The sequence below is a fragment of the Paralcaligenes ureilyticus genome (assembly GCF_004346225.1).
Classification (GTDB): Bacteria; Pseudomonadota; Gammaproteobacteria; order Burkholderiales; family Burkholderiaceae_B; genus Paralcaligenes; species Paralcaligenes ureilyticus.
Genome location: NZ_SMAJ01000015.1, coordinates 23,410 through 46,374, shown reverse-complemented (window position 1 = coordinate 46,374; position 22,965 = coordinate 23,410). Strand labels below are relative to the sequence as shown.

21 protein-coding genes are annotated in these 22,965 nt (G+C 57.5%); 7 read left to right on the top strand and 14 right to left on the bottom strand.

Features of this window, described 5'->3' with window-relative positions; translation table 11 throughout:
* Window positions 1-248: 248 nt before the first annotated feature.
* From EDC26_RS16030 to EDC26_RS16020, 3 genes are read left to right on the top strand one after another with little or no spacing between them, the layout of a single operon-like run.
* Complete coding sequence (locus tag EDC26_RS16030; RefSeq protein WP_132584471.1) at window positions 249-1,259, top strand: iron ABC transporter substrate-binding protein; 1,011 nt, start codon at window positions 249-251, stop codon at window positions 1,257-1,259.
* Between the two features lie 3 nt (window positions 1,260-1,262).
* Window positions 1,263-2,834 (top strand): ABC transporter permease, encoded by a 1,572-nt coding sequence (locus EDC26_RS16025; protein ID WP_132584469.1) that lies wholly within the window; start codon window positions 1,263-1,265, stop codon window positions 2,832-2,834.
* A complete protein-coding gene (locus tag EDC26_RS16020; RefSeq protein WP_132584467.1) occupies window positions 2,824-3,954 on the top strand; it encodes an ABC transporter ATP-binding protein in 1,131 nt (376 codons plus the stop codon). Before EDC26_RS16025 ends, EDC26_RS16020 begins: the two co-directional genes overlap by 11 nt.
* A 319-nt stretch (window positions 3,955-4,273) precedes the next feature.
* Here EDC26_RS16020 and EDC26_RS16015 read toward each other — a convergent pair whose 3' ends face one another.
* The 5 genes from EDC26_RS16015 to gabT all read right to left on the bottom strand — a co-directional run bounded on the left by EDC26_RS16015 (window position 4,274) and on the right by gabT (window position 10,126).
* Window positions 4,274-5,116 carry an ABC transporter permease gene (locus EDC26_RS16015; protein ID WP_132584465.1) on the bottom strand — a complete coding sequence of 281 codons (843 nt, stop codon included), beginning with the start codon at window positions 5,114-5,116 and terminating at the stop codon, window positions 4,274-4,276.
* A 1-nt stretch (window position 5,117) separates the two neighbouring features.
* Window positions 5,118-6,374 carry an ABC transporter permease gene (locus tag EDC26_RS16010; RefSeq protein ID WP_132584463.1) on the bottom strand — a complete coding sequence of 419 codons (1,257 nt, stop codon included), beginning with the start codon at window positions 6,372-6,374 and terminating at the stop codon, window positions 5,118-5,120.
* Window positions 6,375-6,480: 106 nt separating this feature from the next.
* On the bottom strand, window positions 6,481-7,521 hold the full coding sequence (locus EDC26_RS16005; RefSeq protein WP_132584461.1) for an ABC transporter substrate-binding protein: 1,041 nt from the start codon (window positions 7,519-7,521) through the stop codon (window positions 6,481-6,483).
* A gap of 36 nt (window positions 7,522-7,557) precedes the next feature.
* The gene (locus EDC26_RS16000; protein WP_132584459.1) at window positions 7,558-8,661 is read right to left on the bottom strand and encodes an ABC transporter ATP-binding protein; all 1,104 of its coding nucleotides are present in this window, start codon (window positions 8,659-8,661) and stop codon (window positions 7,558-7,560) included.
* A 193-nt stretch (window positions 8,662-8,854) separates the two neighbouring features.
* Window positions 8,855-10,126 carry a 4-aminobutyrate--2-oxoglutarate transaminase gene (gene gabT, locus EDC26_RS15995; RefSeq protein WP_132584457.1) on the bottom strand — a complete coding sequence of 424 codons (1,272 nt, stop codon included), beginning with the start codon at window positions 10,124-10,126 and terminating at the stop codon, window positions 8,855-8,857.
* Between the two features lie 102 nt (window positions 10,127-10,228).
* On the opposite strand from gabT, the gene pdxR reads away from it, so the two are divergent.
* On the top strand, window positions 10,229-11,755 hold the full coding sequence (gene pdxR, locus EDC26_RS15990; RefSeq protein WP_132584455.1) for a MocR-like pyridoxine biosynthesis transcription factor PdxR: 1,527 nt from the start codon (window positions 10,229-10,231) through the stop codon (window positions 11,753-11,755).
* A 26-nt stretch (window positions 11,756-11,781) separates the two neighbouring features.
* On the opposite strand, the gene EDC26_RS15985 is transcribed toward pdxR, so the two are convergent.
* The 9 genes from EDC26_RS15985 to EDC26_RS15945 form a co-directional block, all read right to left on the bottom strand.
* Window positions 11,782-12,798, bottom strand: coding sequence for a histone deacetylase family protein (locus tag EDC26_RS15985; protein WP_132584453.1), 1,017 nt, complete (start codon window positions 12,796-12,798; stop codon window positions 11,782-11,784).
* 21 nt (window positions 12,799-12,819) lie between these two features.
* Window positions 12,820-13,104 carry a cupin domain-containing protein gene (locus tag EDC26_RS15980; RefSeq protein WP_132584451.1) on the bottom strand — a complete coding sequence of 95 codons (285 nt, stop codon included), beginning with the start codon at window positions 13,102-13,104 and terminating at the stop codon, window positions 12,820-12,822.
* A 78-nt stretch (window positions 13,105-13,182) separates the two neighbouring features.
* A complete protein-coding gene (locus EDC26_RS15975; RefSeq protein ID WP_132584449.1) occupies window positions 13,183-13,851 on the bottom strand; it encodes an RraA family protein in 669 nt (222 codons plus the stop codon).
* A 75-nt stretch (window positions 13,852-13,926) separates the two neighbouring features.
* Window positions 13,927-14,907, bottom strand: coding sequence for a dipeptidase (locus EDC26_RS15970; protein WP_132584447.1), 981 nt, complete (start codon window positions 14,905-14,907; stop codon window positions 13,927-13,929).
* 57 nt (window positions 14,908-14,964) lie between these two features.
* Window positions 14,965-15,750: an ATP-binding cassette domain-containing protein gene (locus tag EDC26_RS15965; RefSeq protein WP_132584445.1), complete on the bottom strand. Its 786-nt coding sequence runs from the start codon at window positions 15,748-15,750 to the stop codon at window positions 14,965-14,967.
* The gene (locus tag EDC26_RS15960) at window positions 15,747-16,748 is read right to left on the bottom strand and encodes an ABC transporter ATP-binding protein (RefSeq protein WP_132584443.1); all 1,002 of its coding nucleotides are present in this window, start codon (window positions 16,746-16,748) and stop codon (window positions 15,747-15,749) included. Before EDC26_RS15960 ends, EDC26_RS15965 begins: the two co-directional genes overlap by 4 nt.
* A 2-nt stretch (window positions 16,749-16,750) precedes the next feature.
* Window positions 16,751-17,602 carry an ABC transporter permease gene (locus EDC26_RS15955; RefSeq protein ID WP_243700944.1) on the bottom strand — a complete coding sequence of 284 codons (852 nt, stop codon included), beginning with the start codon at window positions 17,600-17,602 and terminating at the stop codon, window positions 16,751-16,753.
* A gap of 5 nt (window positions 17,603-17,607) precedes the next feature.
* A complete protein-coding gene (locus EDC26_RS15950; protein WP_132584439.1) occupies window positions 17,608-18,525 on the bottom strand; it encodes an ABC transporter permease in 918 nt (305 codons plus the stop codon).
* Between the two features lie 4 nt (window positions 18,526-18,529).
* Window positions 18,530-20,047: an ABC transporter substrate-binding protein gene (locus EDC26_RS15945; RefSeq protein WP_132584437.1), complete on the bottom strand. Its 1,518-nt coding sequence runs from the start codon at window positions 20,045-20,047 to the stop codon at window positions 18,530-18,532.
* Window positions 20,048-20,310: 263 nt separating this feature from the next.
* Here EDC26_RS15945 and EDC26_RS15940 point away from each other — a divergent pair, with 263 nt between their 5' ends.
* From EDC26_RS15940 to EDC26_RS15930, 3 genes are all read left to right on the top strand, one after another.
* The gene (locus tag EDC26_RS15940; RefSeq protein WP_132584435.1) at window positions 20,311-21,036 is read left to right on the top strand and encodes a FadR/GntR family transcriptional regulator; all 726 of its coding nucleotides are present in this window, start codon (window positions 20,311-20,313) and stop codon (window positions 21,034-21,036) included.
* 94 nt (window positions 21,037-21,130) lie between these two features.
* Complete coding sequence (locus EDC26_RS15935; protein ID WP_132584433.1) at window positions 21,131-21,919, top strand: cupin domain-containing protein; 789 nt, start codon at window positions 21,131-21,133, stop codon at window positions 21,917-21,919.
* A 60-nt stretch (window positions 21,920-21,979) separates the two neighbouring features.
* Window positions 21,980-22,963: a TRAP transporter substrate-binding protein gene (locus EDC26_RS15930; RefSeq protein ID WP_132584431.1), complete on the top strand. Its 984-nt coding sequence runs from the start codon at window positions 21,980-21,982 to the stop codon at window positions 22,961-22,963.
* Window positions 22,964-22,965 lie beyond the last annotated feature (2 nt).

Here is a 22,965-nt window from a genome sequence, read left to right as displayed (position 1 = left end):
CTTAACCACCCATGGCGCTATATCGTTGAAAATGGCAGCCACAAGGGCTGCCGCTACAAACGTACTCATCGCTTATGTAGCGGCAGCCCGTCTGTTTTCGTAGCGGCAGCCCTTGTGGCTGCCATGTAAAGGCGCGTGTCCGGTTGCCACTGACCGAGCGTACTTGTTTTGCGTTTGACGCCATACGGTAGAGATGGAATAATAAACAATAATGATTCGCATCTTCACTCATAGGAAATGAACTACCCATGAAGCATCCTCTGTTCGGTAAATTACGGGTCGCCGCGATGTTTGCCGTCGCCACAGTACTCTCGGTCCAAGTCTCGCACGCCGAGACCTTGCTGATTTATAACGGTCAGCACAAAGTCACGGCAAACGGCGCCGCCCAGGCGTTCGAAAAGGCCACGGGTGTGAAGATCGAATTGCGTAACGGCTCCAGTTCGCAACTGGCAAACCTGATTGCCGAAGAAGGAAACAAGTCGCCTGCGGATCTCTTCTATTCGGAAGAAACCCCGCCCCTGGCGGCTTTGGCTGAAAAAGGCTTGCTGGCCCCTATCGACGCCAAGACGTTGGCATTGCTGCCGGGTAATTATCACGCCAAGGACGGCGACTGGCTGGCCACTTCGGCGCGCGTGCGGGTAGTGGCCTATAACAAGGCCAAGCTCAAACCGGGCGATCTGGAACCTTCGGTATTGAATTACGCAAGCCAGAAATGGGCCGGCAAGGTGGGTTTTGTGCCAACCAGCGGCGCGTTTCAGCAGCAGATCGTGGCCATCGTCAAGCTCAAAGGGCGCGATGCCGCACTGGAGTGGCTAAAAGGCCTGAAGAAATATGGCAAGGCCTATAACAAGAATGCGGCGGCACTCAACGGGGTGGAGCGCGGCGAGGTTGATGTAGCGCTGATCAACAACTACTACTGGTATGCGCTCGCCAAGGAAAAAGGAGCGAAGAACATGGCCTCCGCCTTGGATTATGTAGGCCATAAAGATGCCGGCGCTTTGGTCACGGCCGCGGGCATCGGTATTTTGAAATCCAGCAAGAAACAGGCGCTTGCACAGAAATTCGTGGCCTTCCTTGCCAGCCCGCAGGGGCAGCAGGTCATTGTCAATGATGTGGCCGAGTACCCTCTGAATCCGAGTATCAAATCGCCGTTTGATTTGAAGCCATTTAGCGAACTGGACCCGCCCGATGTGTCGGCGGCCGATCTGGGCGATGCGCACGAAGCCACCGAACTGATTCGCGAGGCGGGATTGAGCTAAATAATGCCTTCCGGTGTTCTTGCGTCACTGTGGCGGCGCGGTAGCGTGAGGCGGCCGGTCTGGCTGCCTCCGTTTTGGCATTCCGTGATCGTGGCGCTGGTTCTCGTCGCGGTCTGTTTGCCTTTTCTTTACGTCATCTGGCGTGCCGCGCAGGTCGGCCTGGAGCGCAGCATCGCATTGCTGTGGCGCGAACGGGTCGCGCAGTTGCTGTTCAATACCATTGCGTTGATGGTGACAGTGACGGCCATTGCGGTGTTTCTGGGCGCGGGCGCGGCGTGGTGCATCGAACGCACGAACCTGGCGGGCCGCCCGGTCTGGTCGGTGCTTGCCAGTTTGCCCTTGTGTATCCCGGCCTTTGTCAGCAGCTATACCTGGGTGTCCATCAGTTCGATTTTCGAGGGTTTCGGCGGCGCGGTGCTGATCCTTTCGTTGGCCACGTATCCACTGGTGTATTTGCCGGTGGCCGCTGCGTTGAAAGGCCTGGACCCGGCCCTGGAAGAGGTCAGCCAGTCGTTGGGGCGCAATCGCTGGCAGACGTTTCGAGGGGTCGTGCTGCCGCAATTGAAGCCCGCTTTAGGTGGCGGCGCCTTGCTGGTCAGCCTGCACATGCTGGCCGAATTCGGCGCTTTGGCGCTATTGCGTTATCAGACCTTTACCACCGCTATCTTCGAAGAGTACGAGCTGGAATTCAGCAACGCCTCGGCTGCCTTGCTGGCCTTCGTGCTGTTGCTCTTGTGCCTGCCGATTATCCTTGTCGAGCTGCGTATGCGTGGCCGCACGCAACTGGCCCGTGTGGGCCGTGGCACGCGGCGTGCAACGGTGGTGCTGTCTCTGGGCCGCTGGCAGTGGCCGGTTTTGGCCGTTTTCGCAGCGGTGGCGATCCTGGGCTTGCTGGTGCCCCTGGGTATGCTGGCTTATTGGCTCACGCATGGCACCTCGGCAGGAGTTGATTGGGGCGCTCTTGCCGCCTCGGCTTGGGATTCCCTATCCCTTTCTTTGTTGGGAGCCCTGTGCACCGTGCTGTGCGCCATACCGGTGGTGCTGGCGGCGATTCGGCACCGGGCGCGTTTGGGGATATGGCTGGATCGGATCCCTTATGCGGCCCACGCGCTGCCCGGACTGGTCATTGCCTTGTCACTGGCTTTTTTTTCAATCAGTTATGTGTCCTGGGCGTATCAGACCTGGCTGCTGATACTGCTGGCCTACGTGGTGCTGTATCTGCCTTTGGCGCAGGTGTCCATACGTGCGGCACTCGAGCAACTGCCTGCCGGTATTGAGGATGTGGGGCATGCGCTGGGCCATGGCTCGTGGTCGGTTTTCTGTAAAATTACCTTGCCTTGCATCGCCCCGGGCGTGGCGGCGGCTGGGGCGCTGGTGTTTTTGCAGCTCATGAAAGAGTTGACGGCGACCCTTATCCTGGCGCCGATTGGCGTCGACACCTTGTCGATGCAAGTGTGGTCGGCCACCAACAACGCCGCATTCGCGGCCGCCGCGCCGTATGCGGCGGTGCTGATTCTCATCTCTGGCATACCCGTGCATATCTTACGTAAAACGGTTTATTTCGATGCTCAGTAGCTTAAGTCTGACCACCTTGCAGGTAGAACAGGTCGAAAAGTCGTACGGCCTGAAAAAGGTGCTGTGTGAGATCGATTTCGTGGTGGAGCCGGGGCAGGTGGTCTCTTTGCTCGGCCAGTCCGGCTGCGGTAAAACGACCTTGCTGCGTTTGATCGCGGGGTTCGACCGACCCGATAGCGGGCAGATAAGCGTGGCCCGGCAGGTGGTCGCCAATGGGCGTGTTTTTGTGGCGGCCGAAAAGCGCCATATCGGCTACGTGCCGCAAGAGGGCGCTTTATTTCCTCATCTTAATGTTTACGACAATGTGGCGTTTGGGGTGGGCAAGGGGCCGGGGCGCAGCCAGGCGATTGATCGCATGCTGGAGCTGACCGGGGTTGCCGAGCTGCGCGCCCATATGCCGCATCAATTGTCGGGGGGCCAGCAGCAGCGTGTGGCGCTGGCGCGCGCATTGGCCCCCGAGCCGCGCATGATTTTGCTGGACGAGCCGTTCAATGCGCTGGACGCCAATTTGCGCAGTTCCATTTGTCAGGACGTAATGACGTTGCTGCGACGTATTGGGGCCACGGTATTGCTGGTGACGCATGACCAGCGCGAGGCGTTCATCTCGTCGGATCGCGTGGCGGTGATGCGCGATGGGCATATCGTGCAGTTTGACGATCCGGTGCATGTTTACCGTCGGCCGGTCGATGTGCAAACCGCGGAATTGGTGGGCGGCGTTATTTTGCTTGATGGCGTGGTGGTGGATAACGGCGTGCGTACTGCGCTGGGGATGGTGCCGGCTGCCAACAGACATAATCCGGGAGAGCTCGCTGGCGCTTCGGGTCATTCGGCGGCAGCCATTCATCGCTGCACGGGAGATTCGGTGCGTGTGATGCTGCGGCCGGAGCAATTGCGCTTGGTGGCCCCAGGGCAGGGGGCGGCGGCGCGAGTGGCGGAAGTTGCGTTTCATGGTCAGTATTTCAGTTTGCGAATTGTGCTGGAGCCGACGGGTGTCGGCGCACTTCCGGTGGAGTTTTTGGTGAGAGCCCACTACCCGCTCGAATATCAGGTGGGCGACAAGGTGGATGTGCGGATCGTGGGGACTGGAGTGCTTTACGACCCACGTGGTGCCACCCTGTAGCGCCACCCCTTGTGGGTGGCATTCGCTGCACGTGGCATTCTTTTTACATTACCCTATCTTGGTTATAGAACCTTCTAGCCCCGCATCGTGGCCGGTCAAGGCGGATCGGGCTCTGACGGTCACGGTCATGGCTGCGCCATGACTTCCCGCGCGCGGCGAGCCCGAATCGCCCGCCCCACCTTGACTGGCCACGACGCTAGACTGTTGAGAATGGCAGCCACAAGGGCTGCCGCTACATGAACGACAGGTGCCTTTTTGTAGCGCCACCCCTTGTGGCCGCCACCAACCAAAGTCCCGCGCACAGAAGCTCTTCGTCTTCCTATGGCGCGACCGTTTTGGCCTGGGCGCGCCCGCGCAGCCATTCCAGGGTGAGCAGCAAGGTGGTGGAGAAAATAATCAGTATGGTGGCGACGGCGGCGATGATGGGGCTTATGTTTTCGCGTATGCCGGTAAACATCTGGCGCGGCAGCGTGGTTTGTTCGGGGCCGGCCAGGAACAGGGTGACGACGATTTCATCGAAAGACGTTGCAAAGGCGAACAGCGCGCCGGCGATGACGCCGGGCGCAATAATGGGCAGCGTAATGCCAAAGAAAGTCTGCAGCGGGTTGGCGCCCAGGCTGTAGCTGGCCCGCACCAGGTTTTCATTGAATCCCTGCAAGGTCGCGGTGACGGTGGTCAGGACAAAAGGGGCGCCCAGTGCCGCGTGCGCCAGGATCAGCCCGAGATAGCTGTCGGTCAAGCCGTAGGGTGCAAAAAACAGGTAGATGCCTACACCCACCACCACCAGCGGAACGATCATGGGCGAGATCAGGACAGCCATCAGGAGGCCCTTGCCGCGGAATTCGATGCGGTGCAGGCCGGCGGCGGCCAAGGTGCCCAATACCGTGGCGATGACGGTGGCCGATGGCGCCACGATAAAGCTGTTTTTGGTGGCGCGAATCCAGTCGTCGGAATGAAAAAGCGCGATATACCACTTGAAGGAAAATGTGTGGATGGGATAGAGCAGCAGCGAGCTGTTGCTAAAGGACAGCGGTATGATCGCCAGAATGGGCGATACCAGGAAAACCAGCACGAGCAGGCAAATGGCCCGATGGCTGTAATGCCACAGACGCTCCACCATGGACACATAGGGCGGGAATTTTGCGGTACGAATCTTTTCCATGCTAGCCCAGCCCCAGTTCCCGGCCCGATAGCCGGCGGTATAGCGAATACAGCAGCAGTGTGCCCAGCAGCAATAAGAATCCCAGCGCGCTGGCCATGCCCCAGTTGATGGTTTGATTGGTAAAGTAAGCGACGTAATAGCTGATCATCTGGTCGCTGGCGCCGCCCAGCAAGGCGGGCGTAATGTAGTAGCCGATGGCAATGATGAATACCAGCAGGGTGCCTGCTCCGATGCCCGGATAGGTTTGCGGCACATACACGCGCCAGAAGGCGGCAAAGGGATGGCTGCCCAAGGAAATGGCTGCGCGCTGGTAGGTATTGGGTACCGACTGCATCACGCTGTAGAGCGGCAATATCATGAAAGGCAACAGTATGTGCGTCATGGCGATGTAGACGCCGACGCGATTGAACAGCAAGGCGAGCGGGGCATCGGTAATGCCCATATTCATCAGCGCCTTGTTGACCAGGCCTTCGCGCTGCAGCAGCACAATCCAGGCGGCGATCCGAACCAGCACGGAGGTCCAGAAAGGAATCAATATGCAGATAATGGCCAGGTTGGCGCGGCGCTTGGACAAAGACGTAATCCAATAGGCTAGCGGAAAACCCAGGATCAGGGTCAGCACTGTCACAATGGCGCTGATGAGAAAAGTGCGCCCGAAAATATCCAGGAATGCCGAGGTGCCCGCCGGCGCTCTGACGACCTGGCCCTGGGCGTTTTGTTTCAGGTCGAGCGAGGCCAGCAGGTAGTAGGGCGAGTATGCGGTGTCGTTACTGGCGATAGCCTGCCAGAATGGAACTTGCGACCAGCTTTTATCAATGGCGACGAGTTGGTCGCGGATTTCGGCGTCGGTCAGCGCCTTGCCGTCAGGCGCGGTCAGCGGCATGTGGCGTATGGTTTTGAATACCAGCGAACGGTAGCCCGGGATTTCGTAGTTCAGCCGTCGGGCCAAGCCGCCAGCGGCGCTTGAACCCTTGGAGTGAGTCAGGTCTGCAGCCAGCGCCGCGTACGCGGCGTCGGCGGGAATGGTTTTGCCGTCCCAGCCTTTCAGGCTGGCCAGTGTTTTTGGCAAGGTGGCGATGACTTCAGGGTTTTCGACGGCGCGTTGAAAAAGCGAGCCGATCGGGATCACAAAAATAATCAGTAAAAATAAGGCGAGAGGCGCCACCAGAAAAAACGCGCGCCATTTCCGCTGGCGTTCGCCAGTGCGCATGGCACGCCGGATGGCGTGGGCGTCGTGATCGGTGATCGTTGCGGTCATGGTGTGGTCTGTTGATGAGGCGCCTGTGTCGGTGTGGCTGTCGACACAGGCGCCTGTTGCAGGTGGCTTGCGCGGTTATTGCGCAAGAACCACGCGCGAGCGGATATTAGCGAGCAGCCCAGGCCGTAAAGCGTTGATCTAGCTCTTCGCCGTGATCGGTCCAGAACGTATTGTCGGAGAACAAGGCGCTCTTGGCGTTCGCTGGCGAGTTAGGCAGGTCGGCCAGTATTTTCGGGCTGAGCTTGGTAATGGCCGCCTTGTTGACTGGCCCATAAGCGATGTGCTGGGCGTACGCGACCTGAGGGCCGGTCGAGGTGGCGAACTTGATGTATTTCTCAGCTTCGGCCTTGTTGGGCGAGCCTGTCGGAATCACCCAATAGTCCAAGTCGTAAATACTTCCGTTCCACACGTTTTTCAGCGGCTGGCCTTCGCGTTGTGCCGCGTCGATACGGCCGTTATAGGCTGTGGACATGACGACGTCGCCTGCCGCCAGCATCTGCGGAGGCTGCGCGCCGGCTTCCCACCACTGGATATTGGGTTTTAGCTGGTCCAGCTTCTTGAAGGCACGATCGACACCCTCGGGGGTGGCCAACACCTTGTAGACATCTTTGGGGGCGACACCGTCGGCCATCAGAGCGAATTCCAGATTGTAGTGGGCGCCTTTGCGCATACCGCGTTTACCCGGGAATTTTTTTACGTCCCAGAAATCGGCCCAACTGGTCGGGGCTGTTTTCAATGTTTTGGCGTTGTAGGCCAGCACTGTCGACCAGACGAAGGTTCCGACGCCACATTCGCGCACGGCCTCGGGGACGTAGTCGGACTTGTTGCCGATTTTGGACCAGTCGAGTTTTTCGTACAGACCTTCCTGGCAGCCACGGCCCAGATCGCCGGTTTCGACTTCAACCGCGTCCCAGACGACGTTTTTGGTTTCGACCATGGCCTTGACCTTGGCCTGTTCGCCGTTGTAGGCCACGGCGATAATCTTTTTGCCTGTTTCTTTTTCCATCGGCTGGATGAACGCCGCTGTCTGCGCATCGCCATTGGCGCCGCCGAAATTCACGACGGTCAGGTCGCGGGCCTGTGCCGATCCGGCCGCCAGGGCCGCGGTGGCCAGGCTGAGGGTGCAAAGTGCTAAATGAATCTTCATGGTTGTCTCCGTAATTATTTAAGATGAAGGAGGGGGTTAGGGACTAAATACCCGGACGTATTCGGGCGGAACGTGAAGCAGAACGTCGCCGCCATGCGTCAGGGATTGGATGGAACTGCTGTCGCCAAGCGGTAGCTTGACGAAAAAAGTGGGCGCTTCGGGGATGCTGCAACGCAGCCGCACGTGGTCGCCGAAATAGACCGAATCGAGCGCATGCGCCTTGAACACATTGCTGTCGTGAGCGGTGAGGGAGTCGACGACGCGCAAGCGTTCGGGCCGCATGGTCAGAACGCAGGGTGCGCCGGCCTGTACGTGATTGACGTTGATGCCGGTGAGCGCAATGTCCGGGGTGAGGCGAACGACACAGTTTTCGCCGCCGTTGGACTGGACCACGCCTTGATATTGGTTGCAGTCGCCGACAAACCCGGCCACAAATCGGTTGCAGGGCGACTCGTACAGCGTATTGACCGACGATATCTGTTGGATGATGCCCTGATCGAACACGGCGACGCGGTCGGACATGGTCAGCGCTTCGCTTTGATCGTGAGTGACATACACGAAGGTAATGCCCAGTTTTTTGTGCAGGGCCTTGAGTTCCAGCTGCATATGTTCGCGCAACTGCTTGTCCAGCGCGCCCAGGGGCTCGTCCATCAGCACCAGCTTGGGGTCGAACACCAGGGCGCGGGCCAGGGCGATGCGTTGCTGCTGTCCGCCGGACAATTGCGCAGGGTAGCGCTTGGAAAAGGCGCTCATCTGCACCATGGCCAGAGCATCGGCAATACGCTGGGCGCGCTGCGCCGGCGCGATCTTGCGTACGCGTAGCGGGTATTCCAGGTTTTTTTCAACCGTCATGTGCGGGAACAAGGCATAGTTCTGGAAAACCATGCCTATATTGCGCTTGTGCGGGGGCACATTGTTCAGGCGCTGCTGATCCAGGAAAATGTCGCCGCTGGTGGGGAATTCGAAGCCGGCCAGCATCATTAGACAGGTCGTCTTGCCAGAACCTGAAGGCCCGAGCAAAGAGAGGAACTCGCCTTGGTGAATGTCCAGGTCCAGATTCTTGACGACCAGATTTGCGCCGTCGTAGGACTTTTGAACGCCCTTGAAACTGACCAGTGGTTCTACGTGTGCGTGAGCCAAAATTATTTTTCACCCGCTGACGTTAAGTTAAAAAACCAATCTACACGAACGTGCCTGCGCAGCCTGTAGGTGCCGTCTGGATTCTCGACGGTCGTGGCAGCCACAAGGGCTGCCCCTACGTTACCAGCCCGTGATTCATGTAGCGGCACCCCTTGTGGGTGCCATCGCCTCATTTTTCAAACTCCTGCTGCGTTTACGCCCGGACGGCATCGGCAAGAATAGCCAGACCTTCGTCGAGAACCGAATCGGGAATGGTGAGTGGAAACAAGAAACGGATGACGTTTCCGTACACTCCACACGTTAGCAGAATCAGCCCGTTTTTGAGAGCCTTTTTTTGCACTTGGCTGGCAAACTCAGGATTAGGCTTGCCCGAATCGGGGTGCTTGAATTCCATGGCAATCATGGCACCCAGGCCGCGAATGTCGGCGATTTCCGGGGTGGTGGCTTTCAGGGCCTCCAGGGCGTTGCGCAGTTTCTTGCCTGTGACGTTGGCGCGTTCGACCAGTTTTTCGCTTGCAATAATGTCTTGCACCGCCAGCGCGGCAGCCAGCGCCAGGGGATTGCCGGCGTAGGTACCGCCCAGCGCGCCCGGGACGGGCGCGTCCATGATTTCCGCACGGCCGCAAACTCCGGACAGCGGCATGCCGCCTGCCAGGCTTTTGGCCATGGTCATCAGATCGGGGACAACGCCGGAATGCTCCATGGCGAACATTTTTCCGGTGCGGGCAAAGCCGGTCTGAACTTCGTCGGCGATAAGCAAAATGCCATGCTGGTCGCACAAGGCGCGCAGGCCCTTGAGGAAGTCGAAGGGCGCCACGTTGAACCCGCCTTCGCCCTGCACCGGTTCCACGATAATGGCCGCTACCCGCTTCGGATCGATATCGGCTTTAAACAGAGCAGCGATGGCATCGAGCGAGTCTTGCGTGCTGACGCCATGCAGTGCGTTGGGGAAAGGGGCGTGATAGACGTCGCCCGGGAAGGGGCCGAATCCCAGCTTGTAAGGCGCTACTTTGCCGGTGAGCGCCATGCCCATGAAAGTGCGCCCGTGAAAGGCCCCGGAAAAGGCGATAACGCCGGTACGGCCCGTTGCGGCCCGGGCAATCTTGACGGCATTTTCCACGGCTTCGGCGCCGGTGGTGAAAAAGGCGGTTTTCTTTTTGTGCTGGCCGGGCGTTGACTGGTTGATTTTTTCGGCCAGTTCAACGTACGACGAATAAGGCGATACCTGGAAGGCCGTGTGAGTGAATCTTCCCAGCTGCTCGGTGATGGCCGCGACGATCTTGGGGTGGCAATGTCCCGTATTGGCTACCGCAATTCCCGCGGCAAAATCGATGTAGCGGCGCCCCTCGACGTCCCAGATTTCGGCGTTCAGCGCGCGTTCCGTGTAAAAATCACACATGATGCCTATGCCGTTCGGGATGGAGGACGACTTTCTGTCCTGCCAGGATTTATTTTGCGTGTTCATGTCTAGAGGTCTCGCGGGTGATCGTATTGGCTGAATCCAGCTACTATAACGAGACTATGGTCTACAATCCAGAGCCATTATTGCAATTTTTATGGAGCCAATTTGAGTTCGTTCACGCTTGCCGACTGGCTGCTGCAGCGTCTGGATATTGGCGCCGGCGGGCCGGTTTATCGGCAACTTTATCAGCTGATTTCCCGCGCCATTCTCGATGGCCACCTGGAGGCGGGGACGCGCTTGCCATCGTCGCGTATTCTGGCTGGCGATTTGGCCATTGCGCGCAATACCGTCATCCAGGTATACGAACAACTGGTGATCGAGGGCTATGCCAATGCGGCGAGCGGGCGCGGTACTTATGTAGAGGATTTGAGCCCGGATCGGATTGAAGGTTCGTCCGATAAGAGGCGCGGCGATGGACAAGCGTCGGCGCCATGTCCGCGCAGCGGCCTTTCTCCTCGAGGCCAGGATCTGATCGACCACGTGGGTTTTTCAAATCGGCAGATGGGTGCCTTTATGCCGGGCATACCCGATGTGGCGGAATTCCCGTTCAAAGCATGGCTGCGCATACAGAACAAACAGTGGCGCCACGGCGCTGCGCAGTTGATGAGTTACGCGCCGGCGGGCGGCTACGAGCCTTTGCGGCACGCGGTCTCCGAATACCTGGGCAGTGTGCGCTCGGTAAACAGTACGGCACGGCAGGTCGTCATTACCACGGGCATACATCAGGCGGTCGATGTCGCCACTCGTTTGCTTTGCCAGATTGGCGATGTGGTGTGGATCGAAGAACCTTCGTATTGGGGGGTGCGCAACCTGGTGCTGTCATCGGGCTTGAAGGCGGTCCCGATCAGCGTCGATCAGGAGGGGATGTGTCCGACCGCGCAAGAGCTGGCCTCGCCGCCGAAACTGATTGTGGTCACGCCTTCCCATCAGTATCCGCTGGGCATGGTGATGAGTCTGGCGCGGCGCCGCATGCTGCTGGAGTATGCCCGGCAAAACGGCTGCTGGATTATTGAAGATGATTACGACAGCGAATTTCGCTTTGGCCGTCGGCCGCTGCCTTCGCTGCAGGGGCTTGATGACGCCGGCCTGGTGTTTTATGCGGGCAGTTTTAGCAAGACTTTGTTCCCGGGCCTGAGAGTCGGCTTTCTGGTGGTCCCCGACGATCTGGCAATGGCTTTCGCAGGAGCTGTGGCTGAACTGTATCGCGAGGGCCAACTGATTACCCAGTCGGTTCTGGCGGAGTTTCTGCGCGAAGGGCATCTGACTTCGCATATCAGGAGGGTGCGCAATCTTTATGCCGAGCGCCGCCTCGGTTTGATTGCAGCCATTACCAGACGCTACGGCGACAGGCTTGATATTGTGGGCGAACACGCGGGCCTGCATCTGGTGCTGGCCTTGCCCGACCGTGTCGACGATCGCCGGGTCACGCGTGAAGCCATTGAGCAAGGCGTGGTGGTACGGCCGTTGAGCAATTATTATATGAAGCCTGGCGGTGAGAAAAAAGGCCTGTTGATGGGCTATGCCGCCGTGCCGATGCCTGAGATTGATCCGGCCTTTGATGTTCTGGCTGGGGTCATTGATACGCAACTGGACGGATGGCACCCACAAGGGGTGCCGCTACAAAATAGCTAGGGTCGCCGTGGGTGATACCGCCAGCGTTACTCAAGAAGCCCGTCAAAAAAATGAGTTAGATTGCGGTCCAGGGTTTCGAGGTGGTAGCCGCCTTCCTGCACGACCAGGGTTGGCAGTTCAAGGTTTTTGATGGCGCGTCCCAGCCGTTGAAATCCCTCGCCCGATACCGCCACCAGAGACTGAGGATCGTCTTTATAGATATCAAACCCGAGCGCCAGCACAAGTGCGTCGGGCGCGAATCCACGGATGGCCGTGATCGATTCACTCAGACGATCGAAGAAGACCGCCTCACTGGAGCCGTGAGGCATGGGTAGGTTCAGATTGTAGCCATCGCCTTTTCCGGTGCCTCGTTCGTTTTCGAACCCGCTGACTGCTGGATAGAAATTGGTGGGGTCGCCATGGATCGAGATATAGAAAATGTCGTCGCGTTCATAGAATATTTCTTGAATGCCCTGCCCGTGATGCATGTCGGTGTCCAGCACGACAACGCGCCCGAATTTCTCACGCAATACTTGTGCGGCAATGGCCGCATTGTTCAGGTAGCAAAATCCCCCAGCGGCGGCATGCCGCGCGTGGTGGCCGGGAGGGCGGCACAATGAATAGGCCTTTTCCTTGCCATCGAGCAGGGCATGAGCTCCGGCCACAGCGCTTTGGGCCGACCAGTAAGCCGAACGCCACGTCGACTCGCCCACGGGGCAACTGCCGTCGGCCAAGTAACGGGCCGCTTCGGCCAGAATCCCGCGCAGCGCGTTGGGTTCGCGCACGAATATATTGGACATGACCTCATCACCCCAGTCGGGCGGCATTTCTTTCCAGCGGCGGTGCGCGGCTTCCAGAAAGCGCAGGTAGGCAATGCCATGGACGCCAAGCAGCGGTTTCATTCCATAATCGATGGGTTGCTCTACCTGGAACCCCAGCTGGTTTATTGCCTGCAGTAGCCGCGTCGCTCTTTCCGGGATTTCTTGCGGCACACGCATTTGGCCGCGGGAAAAATAGGTTTTTGGATGATGCAGCAGTTGTTCGGGGTGAAAAAAGGTTTCCATTGACGGGTTCCTGACAGTGGGCTATTTCAGCTCGATCTCAATAAAAATAAAATCGCTACATCCCGGGTTGACGACATTGTGCTCAACGCCGACCGGCCGGTAGTACGGCACGCCTGTAGTCAGTTGGCTTGTGGCTTCGCCTTGCGGGGTCTCCAGAAGCAGGGGGCCGGTGGTTTGCGGCACGACCACGTAGTTCATTTCATGGCGATGCCAGCCCGTTTCGGCATTGGGAGGAAAACGCCACTGGGTGACTTTGACGTTTTCGTTGTCGATCTGCACGGTGGGTATGGCTTGGGGTCTGTTCATAGCGGCTCTATAAGGAAAGGGTTCCGGAGCGGTCACGCCGCGGGTACTTCATCGGGATGCCAGTTTATACGTCCGTCCTTATTCCGGCGCCAGGTGGCTGTTGATGATTGCCGTTGTCCCGAAGATGTCGGGGTACTTCTCGCCCGCGTCAATGCGAGCCAGGATGTTTTTTTCGTCGGCTTGAAGCTTGATGGCCTTGTTGGCCGAGGATTCGATCGAAGACGGCGGCAAAACCAGAATGCCATTCTCGTCGGCCAAAATGGCGTCGCCCGGATTAACGGCCAAGCCGCCGCAAGCGATGGGGCAGCAGAAATCGCCACTTAGCTCAAGCAGTTTGATTGTGATGGCCGATAATCCGCGCGCCCAGACCGGCATGCCAAGTTGGCGCAGTTCGCCGATATCGGTCACCATCCCGTCAACGATGATTCCGGCAATGCCGGCGGCACGCGCAGCGTAAGCGAGGGCGCCGCCCAGAGCGGCGTGCCGATGATCTCCACAACGATCGATGACCAGGATATCGCCACGACGAGCCTGCCCCATGGCATAGTGCATTATCGTTCCATCCAATCCGGGACAGCGTATCGTTACGGCTGTGCCTGCAATGCGTTTTTGCGAGAACAGCGCCCGGATTTCCGGGTCCATGAAACCTGTATGCAGAAAGTGTCCTATGGTGGCCGGCTCGGCCCGAGCCAGCAGATTCAAGCGCGAAGGTTCAATCTGAGGCGGCAGTGGTTTCAAGGTATACATAATCAGGGTTCTCTGTTTGACGGGGAAGCAAGTCGCTATGTGTGAGGAAGGGCTGCATCAGTGCGGGCGGGCCTTTCAGCCGCGCCACACCCTGCCAAACAGATCCATCCAGTTCTGGCCTAACACCTTGCGCACGCGCGATTCCCGCCATCCCGCACGCTCCATGGCGATGGTCAGATTAGGCAGCTCGCCGATCGTCGATAGCCCGGCGGGCGAGGTTATTGTCGTTTCGGCGCTGTGGTTCGTCAGCCTGCGATGGCGGCCTTTATCCAGCGTAATCCAGTCAAAGAATGCCGCATCGTGACCTTGGGTAAAGTCGGTGCCGATGCCCACATTGTCTTCACCGGCCAGGTTGATGACATAGCCGATGGCGGCGACGTAGTCGTCCACCGTTGCGTTGGCGCCAGCCCGCATAAAGGGCGGAAACATGGTGATTCCGATGAAACCTCCGTGTTCGGCAATAAACCGGAGATCTTCATCACTTTTGTTGCGGGGGTGCGCCTTCAAGCCCGAGGGCAGGCAATGGGAGTAGCAAACGGGCTGTCTGGATGCGGTAATCGTTTCACGCGCGGTCACCGCGCCAACGTGCGACAGATCGATCAGCATGCCCACGCGATTCATTTCTGCAACCGCTTCGTGGCCGAAGCCCGACAGGCCGCCGTCACGTTCATAGCAACCCGTGCCCAGCAGGTTCTGTGTGTTGTAGGTCAATTGGACCACCCGCACGCCCATATCCCAGAACGCATCGATGTATCCCAGGTTGTCTTCAAACGCCTGCGCGTTTTGAAACCCCAGCACAATGCCGGTTTTTCCCGCTTGCCGGGCAAGCGTAATGTCATGCGTGGTGCGCACTAATGTCAGCAGATCGGAGTTGTCGCGAATTTGAGCTTTCATGCGCGCAATGTTGTCGACGGTATCCTGAAACCCTTCCCATACCGATACGGTGCAATTGGCGGCGCTCAGGCCGGCGCGGCGCATGTCTTCGAAAACAGGGCGGGTCCAGTTGGCCACGATCAAGCCGTCTATGACCAGGGAATCTTCATGCAAGGTAGTCACGTTTTTCTCGTCGCGTCAAGGTTTAGGTAAAAAGGAAAGCTGGTATCGGGTCTGACATCAGGGCGGTGTTAGCGCCGCGCTAATCAGTTGCCGGGTATAGGCATGAACGGGCTTGAAATACACGGCTTGTGCCTCACCTCGCTCGACAACCCGGCCGGCCTGCAGCACCACGATATCGTCGGAAATATGCTGCACGACTGCCAGGTTGTGGCTGATGAATAGGTAGCCCAGATTGAACTCCCGCTGCAAGTCGAGCAGCAGGTTGAGAATTTGCGATTGCACCGATACGTCCAGCGCCGAGGTGGGCTCGTCGCAGATAATAATCTTGGGTTGCAGCATGAGCGCTCGCGCGATGGCCACCCGTTGTCGTTGGCCACCCGATAGTTCCTTGGGGTAGCGCTGCGCAAATTCGGGCGTCAGCCCTACCGCTTCCATCATTCGAAGCGCCCCTTTTCGGCGCGACGCGGTGTCGCCCACACCGTGCACGCGCAATGGCGCGGTCAATATTTCGATGATGGTAATGCGAGGATTGAGGGACGAATAGGGATCCTGGAACACCATTTGCAGGGTCTTGGCCAGATCCAGACGCGACAGTGCATTGAGTGGTTTGTCATTGAGCAACACATGGCCACTGGAGGGTGTGGCCAGGCCGAGCAATAATTTGGCGATGGTGGATTTTCCGCTGCCTGATTCGCCCACCAGCCCGGTCGTGGTTCCCGAGGTGATGCGCAGATCGATCGAATGCAATACTTGCTGTGGCGCCTGGCGGGTAAGCAGCCCCGCCTTGCCGTAGGAAAACGACACGCCGGCCAAGGCCAGGCTATTGCTGGATTGGATGGTCATGGCTGTGCCTCAACGGAGCGGCGCATGGCGCCGGGTTTGATACACAAATAGCCGTGCGTCCCATCCCCCGCCTGCCGTAATGGTTGACGGCAGGCGTCGTCGTGTACCGGGCAGCGGTCGTAAAAGGCACAGCCCAGGATCTCGGCGTCCAGCGATGGCACCGAGCCGGCGATGGACATCAAGGCGCTTTTGGGCACGGAGGCGCCGGGGCGAGGCACGCAGCGCAGCAACAATTCGGTGTATGGGTGCAGGGGATTGCGCAGCACATCGTTCGCGCGTCCGGATTCGACGATTTGGCCCGCATACATTACGATCACCTCGTCTGCGATCTTGGAAACCAGGCCCAGATCGTGTGAAATGAAAATCAAACCCAGCTTGAATTCGTTCTGGATATCCTTAAGCAGCTCTAGCAACTCGGCTTGTACCGTAACGTCTAACGCGGTGGTCGGCTCATCGGCAATCAACAGTTCTGGGCCGCACATGAGTGCCATGGCAATCATTACCCGCTGGCGCAGCCCCCCCGAGAGTTCAAATGGATATTGCCGCAAGCGGATTCCCGGATTGGCGATTCCTACGCGCTCCAGGAGGTAGCTGGCTCGCTCCATGGCTTCGCGCCGGCTGACTGGCTTGTGCCTGCGCAGTACGTCGGTTAACTGCGTGCCTACCGTAAATACCGGATTGAGCGAGGTCATCGGATCTTGAAAGATCATCGCGATGCGTGCGCCTCGTATGCTCGCCAGCTCATGCGCGCCCAGTTGCTCCAGCGCGGTATTGCCGAAATTCAACGACTTTACACGGCGTTTTGCTGCAACCGGCAGCAAGTCCAGGATGGACAACGCTGTCAGCGATTTGCCGCAGCCCGACTCGCCGACGATGCACAGGGTTTTCCCGGCTTCCAGCGTGAACGAGACATCGCTCACCACTTTTTTGCTTGCCCCACCCGTATCGATGTCGATGCTCAGACCCTCCACGTGCAATAGAGCGTGCTCGTCTTTCATGGTTAGTCCTTTGCCTGAATGGCGCGCAATGCTTCGCCGCAGCGGTTGACGCACAGCACGAGCAGAAACAGCACCACGCTGGGGATGACGACCAGTGATGGCTGAAAGAGCAGATGTTCCTTACCTTCGGCGATCATCAGGCCCAATGAGGGGATGGGTGGAGGCACGCCCAGCCCAAGAAACGACAAAGAAGCTTCGAGCGTGATTGCCATGGCCGCTTCGATAGTGCCTATGATCACGATGGTGCCGAACAGGTTGGGCAAAATGTCATGCCACATGATCTGCAGGTGAGAACAGCCCTGGATACGCGAGGCGGTGACGAATTCGGCTTGGCGCAATCCGGCCGTCACGGCCCGGGCGACCAGGGCGTAACGATCCCACAGCAGAAGGCCCAGCACCAGCACCATGAGCGTCATTGACGCGCCAAACAGCGCCACGACGGCCAGCGCTACCAGTATGATGGGTAGCGACAGTCGCGCGGTAATAAAGAACGAAATGATCCGATCTGTGGTGCCGCCAAAATAACCGGCGGTCAGACCCAGAGCCGTGCCGATTACGCCGCCCATCATCGCTGCAGTGATGCCGATCAGTGCCGATACGCGAATGCCATACAGCAGCCTGGCCAGCACATCGCGTCCCAGTTGGTCGGTGCCCAACAAGTGAGACCACGTGCCGCCATCGGACCATACAGGTTCTTGCAGTCGCGCCAACAGGTTTTGTGTATAAGGATCCGAGTGCAGCAGCAAAGGGCCGATGAAACTGGTCGCCACGACCAACAATAGAATGAATAGAAAAATCTTGCCTTCTGAAGAGACTGTCGGCTTGGCAGGTTTGGCGCGGGTTTCGATTTGCATGGTCATCACTTTGCCGTGCGCACGCGTGGGTCGAGCCAACCATTAACCAAGTCGGCGAGCAGCGTTAATAAAATATAAAGGAGGGAGAACACCAGGATCAATGCCTGAATGGTGGGAAAGTCGCCGCGCAGTATGGATATCCAGGCCAGTTGCCCCGCGCCGTTGATGGCAAAAACCGTCTCTACGATCACCGAGCCTGCCAGCAGCGTGCCCATTTGTGCCGCGGCCAGCGATACCACGGGGCGCAAGGCATTGCGCTGCGCATATTTCAGCACCACCTGGCCCGATCCCAAGCCCATGGCGCGCGCCGTGCGGATGTAGTCCGAGCGCAGCACCGCGTCCATCTCCGATTTCATGACCCGGATCAGCGCGGGGGTGGCAAATATTGCCAGCACGGTGGTTGGCATCAGATAATGGCGCCAGGTCTCGAAGCCCGAGGCGGGCAGCCAGTTGTTTTGTACGCTGAAAAAAATAATGAGTAAAAAAGCAAGACAAAAAGGCGGCATGGCCTGGCCAAACGAGGCCAGCATGAGCGCAAATCTGTCGACCAGCGATCCCTTCCAGCAGGCGGCAGCAATGCCAAGCGGTAACGCAATCAGTACGGCCAGCAACATCGACATCCCGCCCAGTTGCGCTGTTATCGGAAAGTGCTGCAACAACAGTTCACTGACCGGGCGGTGAAAGTACAGGCTATCGCCAAAGTTGCCGTGAACAATGCCGTTGAGCCATTTCAGGTATTGCACAACGATGGGTTTGTCAAAGCCATATTGAGCCATCAGATGAGCCGTATCGGCCGCGCTCCCTTCGCCGGCAAGCCGTGCGGAGGGATCGCCTGGTGCGAATATCAGCGTAAAGCTGATGATGGATACGAATACGACCAGCAGTGCCGATACGAACAGCCTGCGGGCGATGTAGTAACTCATAAAATTACTTCCAGCTGGCCTTGTAGAAGCGCGGGAACTCGTCCGAGTCGATATCGAAATTCAAGGAAGAGGATTGGGCTGAATTCAATGACAGGTTCCACAGAGGCACCCAATAAGCCTGCGCCGCGATAATCTTTAGTGCGGCGGCATATTGTTTGGCGCGAAAGTCCCGATCGATCGAGGTGTCGGCAGATTTCAGCAGTTGAGCCACTTGCGGGTTTTTGACCAGATCATCCGCGCCGCCGTTGAAGAAATTGCTGGTCGACAGGGCGACGTCGGCAATGCCGTAAGAGCCCCACGTGGCCGTCATCAATGGCACGCGGCCCTCACGCCACGCGGACACGGCGGTTCCATATTGTTGCTCGATCAAGTTGGCTTTGATGCCGACGGTGGCGAGATTAGCCGCTATCGCTTCGAAAATGGAGCGTGGGGGGGTGGCCACGACCAGGTCAATGGAGAAACCTTTGGCATAGCCCGCTTCGGTCAATAATTCTTTGGCTTTCTTTGGGTCATAGCTGTAAGACTGCACATCTGTCGAGCAACCGAACTGCAGCGGGTTGCAAGCTGTATTGATTACTTTGGATGCCCCGCCCACCAGAGCCTTGCGTATGGCTTCGCGGTCAATGGCATGATTCATTGCCTGACGGACCTTAAGATTGGCTAGCGGCGATTTGCCGTCCTGGTATGCGGGGTTGATATCGATGTACCGGATGCGCAGAATGCTTTCACTTTTAACCACTACGTTTTTCTTGGTCGCCAGGCGCTTGGCGGCGTCGGGCGGCAAGCGCCAGATCCAGTCCAGGCTGCCGCCCATTAGCTCCGCGTATTGGGTGTTCGAATCGGGAAGAATGTGAACGACGATGCGGTTAATGGCCGGCTTTTTGCCGAAGTAGTCGGCAAAGCGCTCAAAAACGTAGCGGCTGCCGGGCTGACTGCTCGCGAGGCGATACGGACCTGTGCCGACGGGTTTGATACCCATTTTCGATACATCGCCTTCATAGTAGGCCTTGGGGTAAATGGGCAGGTTTTCGGAGAGCATTTCGAGCGCCAATGGAAAAGGCGTTTTCATGCGAATGCGGAAAGTGTTGTCCGACAGTTTGTCGGCGCCCGCGATCCAGCTCACCGTATTCTGGTAGCGTGCGTTGTATGCTTTGGACGAAACCAGATTCAGCGTGTATATGACGTCATCCACGGTTAGCGTCGATCCATCGTGGAACTTGACGTTGGGGCGCAGCGTGAATTCCATCGTCTTGTCGTCAATGAACTTGAAGCTCGATGCCAGTGCAGGTTCGAATTTTCCGGTCTTCTGATCCTTCTGAATCAGGCCCGTATACAAGAGGCGCACCAAAGACAGGCCTGGGCGATCCGATTCCTTGTAACCGTCGAGCGTGGCGGGAGCTGCATCGAAGGCGACATTCAATGTGTCGTCGGCTTTGTTGGCCAAGGCGCTACCGCAACTGGCCGCAATGACGGCGGCCAGCATTAATTTTGGGAATACTGTTTTTATCGCTCGTTGAAACATGTCTGCTCCTGATAGTGTTGTCGCCCCGCGGGGCACGTCAATTATAATAGCCTGATGGTCGAGTGGTAAGGCCACAATATAGGCATCGTCTTTTCTTGTCAAGATATTATGAAAAGACGATGCAGCGATACTAGGCCTGTATATGTATGGTGAGGCCGTATGCATGGCTTCGAACCAACTTTCTCATTAAAACCTTGACAATGAAAATTGATATCTGTATCGTGGCCTTACCACTCGACCAGTAGATGATGGAAAATTATTTTATGACCGGATTTCAGCCCGTAAGCGTCACGCGTTTGTACCGCATGATCGCCGATCAGATTGCCGAGAAAATCCATGCGGGCGAATTTATTCCCGGGGAGCGTCTGCCGGCTGAGCGTGAGCTTGCAAAAATACTGCAGGTCAGCCGTCCGTCCGTGCGGGAGGCCTTGATCGCGCTGGAAATTGAAGGCTACGTTGAGGTTCGTGTCGGGACCGGGGTTTTTGTTGCACCCTCGCGGGACGATGCTCAAGATCAAGGCAAGGCTAAACCGGCAAGTCTTCAGATTTATAACGATGTAGGGCCGTTCGAGCTTTTGCAGGCGCGGCTTTTGGTCGAGCCGGAATGTGCGGCGCTGGCAGCGAAAAACGCATCAGGGTCGCAAATTGCAATCATTGAAGCGGCTGCCCGAACGACCCAGCAAGCCCAATCGCCGGGCCAGCAGGACCGCGCATTTCATATGGCCATTGCCGAGGGTAGCGGCAATGTGGCATTGGTGGCCGCGGAAATGACCTTGTGGGATCTTCGTGAGAACAGCGCCATGTTCAGCCGGTTGGAGCAGCATTTTGTGACACACAAGGTGTGGCAGGTCGCAGATCGCGAGCATGACGTTGTTCTTCAAGCGATTAAAAACCGCGACCCGGCCCGGGCGCGGCAGGCATTGCGCGCACATTTAACGGGAATCATACGTCGTTTGCGGGAAGACTTCGCGAGTGATTCCGCTATTTGAAAACAGAAGATTAACGAGCAGTGCTCTTCGCTCGAGGCGGGAGCATTGAAACCATTACAGCCTGTGTGCCATCGCTAAAAAGGATGTAGAGACAATGCAATCGGTACAGCGAGTAGATTTCCCGTTGTTGCGTAAGGTTGACGCGGTGCCCTTGGCGCATGACCAGGGTTTTGATTATCGAGTGTTGTTCTCTCCCACGACAGTGGGGAGTCATTACATGAAGTTTGTATTGGTGTATGGCGAGCCAGGATCCGAAAGTGACTTGCAGGGCTTGCCCGGCGATCAAATGACTTTGACCCTGCAAGGAAAGGCGGTGGTTGTCGCCGCCGGCCAGCAATATGCCTTACCGATCGACTCCGCGATCGTAGTGCCGGCAGAGGTTGCGCAAAAGGTAAAAATAAGTGGTGATGTCCAATGGGTGGCCATTAGGGCCAGTTGCGACGAATGCCCGCTGATGCAAGCCCAGATCACGCAAGACCGGCTCAATGGCAGGCGGCCCAATGCAGAGGTTCCATTGGTACGTCAAGTGGATAAGATTGTGCCCGAATATTTATATGGATTTGAGCGAAGGGTGTTGTTTTCGCCATCCACGGTAGGCAGCCGTTATATGAAATTTGCCGTAGTGCACGGCAGGCCCGGCGCCAGGAGCGTAGCGCATACACATCCGGGGGGCGAGATGGCACTGACGCTGCATGGCAATGCTCAATTGGTTGCCAATGGCGAACACTATGATTTGCACGCTGGCTCGGCCCTTGCCGTACCTCCTGCAGTAAAGCATCCGGCACAAGCGACAGGAAATGACGAATGGATAGTCGTCACATCCTATTGTGACGAGTGCCCGTTGATGAAGGCACAACGGCTCAAGGAACGGCGAGGCCAATGATAAGAGCTTGACAGACCGTTTTTACATCAAACCAAGAAGTTAAATCAGAGGGGATATTTCATGAATTTTTTCAAATTACTTGGCCGTGTTTCGAAAGTTGCCTTGTGTGCTTCCTTATTGTCGGCTAGCTCCGTTTGGGCGTTGGATATAAAGCTGGGCGACGTGTTGGCGCCGTCACATAGCTGGAACGTCGCCGCCAAAGGGTTTGCCGATGAGGTAAAGGACAAGACGGCAGGCCGCGTCAATTTCGTGTTGTTCCCCAGTAGCCAGCTGGGCAGCGAGAAAACCATGTTGGAAGGGATGCAAATCGGGGCTGTGGATGCGGGCATAATCGGTTCCAGCTCCTTGCAGCAGTTCAGCCCTAAATTTGGCGTTATCGATCTGCCCTACGCCTGGCCCACTCCCCAAACAGCTTATCGCGCACTGGATGGTGAACTGGGTGCTGCTTTGGCTAAAATTGCGGCCACCAAAAACATGGTGATTCTGTCATGGTGGGAGCTCGGATACCGGCATGTTACGAATAACCGGCGGGCCATTAAAGAGCCCGCCGATCTTAAAGGGCTGAAGATTCGTGTTGCACCCGACAAAGTCCGGCTTGATACATTTACCGCTCTTGGCGCCAGTCCGGCACCTCTGGCTTTTGGGGAGCTGTATTCGGCCTTGCAGCAGGGGGTGTTCGATGCTCAGGAAAATCCGCTATCGGTGATTTATACCTCATCGTTCTTTGAGGTACAGAAGCACCTGTCGCTGACGGGCCATATTTGGGGCGCAGCGTGCCTGATCGTCTCCAAGCCGGTATGGAACAAGATTTCCGATGCTGACAAGGCTGTGGTAACCACGGCGGCTGCCAAATGGCGCGATGCGCAACGCAAGATGGTCCAAGATAGCGATGATGATTACATTGCCAAGCTGAAAGAGAAAGGCATGATCGTCAACACGGTCGATAAGGCCGCGTTTATCAAGGCGGTGGAACCGGTCTGGAAAAAATATGAGCCGGTGTTTGGCGCCGACATGATGGGGCTTGTTAAAAAATATCAGGATTAATG

Coding starts and splice junctions, on each gene's coding strand:
- EDC26_RS16030 (WP_132584471.1), top strand. CDS start 249: ATGAAGCATCCTCTGTTCGGTAAATTACGGGTCGCCGCGATGTTTGCC.
- EDC26_RS16025 (WP_132584469.1), top strand. CDS start 1,263: ATGCCTTCCGGTGTTCTTGCGTCACTGTGGCGGCGCGGTAGCGTGAGG.
- EDC26_RS16020 (WP_132584467.1), top strand. CDS start 2,824: ATGCTCAGTAGCTTAAGTCTGACCACCTTGCAGGTAGAACAGGTCGAA.
- EDC26_RS16015 (WP_132584465.1), bottom strand. CDS start 5,116: ATGGAAAAGATTCGTACCGCAAAATTCCCGCCCTATGTGTCCATGGTG.
- EDC26_RS16010 (WP_132584463.1), bottom strand. CDS start 6,374: ATGACCGCAACGATCACCGATCACGACGCCCACGCCATCCGGCGTGCC.
- EDC26_RS16005 (WP_132584461.1), bottom strand. CDS start 7,521: ATGAAGATTCATTTAGCACTTTGCACCCTCAGCCTGGCCACCGCGGCC.
- gabT (WP_132584457.1), bottom strand. CDS start 10,126: ATGAACACGCAAAATAAATCCTGGCAGGACAGAAAGTCGTCCTCCATC.
- EDC26_RS15985 (WP_132584453.1), bottom strand. CDS start 12,798: ATGGAAACCTTTTTTCACCCCGAACAACTGCTGCATCATCCAAAAACC.
- EDC26_RS15980 (WP_132584451.1), bottom strand. CDS start 13,104: ATGAACAGACCCCAAGCCATACCCACCGTGCAGATCGACAACGAAAAC.
- EDC26_RS15975 (WP_132584449.1), bottom strand. CDS start 13,851: ATGTATACCTTGAAACCACTGCCGCCTCAGATTGAACCTTCGCGCTTG.
- EDC26_RS15965 (WP_132584445.1), bottom strand. CDS start 15,750: ATGACCATCCAATCCAGCAATAGCCTGGCCTTGGCCGGCGTGTCGTTT.
- EDC26_RS15960 (WP_132584443.1), bottom strand. CDS start 16,748: ATGAAAGACGAGCACGCTCTATTGCACGTGGAGGGTCTGAGCATCGAC.
- EDC26_RS15955 (WP_243700944.1), bottom strand. CDS start 17,602: ATGCAAATCGAAACCCGCGCCAAACCTGCCAAGCCGACAGTCTCTTCA.
- EDC26_RS15950 (WP_132584439.1), bottom strand. CDS start 18,525: ATGAGTTACTACATCGCCCGCAGGCTGTTCGTATCGGCACTGCTGGTC.
- EDC26_RS15945 (WP_132584437.1), bottom strand. CDS start 20,047: ATGTTTCAACGAGCGATAAAAACAGTATTCCCAAAATTAATGCTGGCC.
- EDC26_RS15940 (WP_132584435.1), top strand. CDS start 20,311: ATGACCGGATTTCAGCCCGTAAGCGTCACGCGTTTGTACCGCATGATC.
- EDC26_RS15935 (WP_132584433.1), top strand. CDS start 21,131: ATGCAATCGGTACAGCGAGTAGATTTCCCGTTGTTGCGTAAGGTTGAC.
- EDC26_RS15930 (WP_132584431.1), top strand. CDS start 21,980: ATGAATTTTTTCAAATTACTTGGCCGTGTTTCGAAAGTTGCCTTGTGT.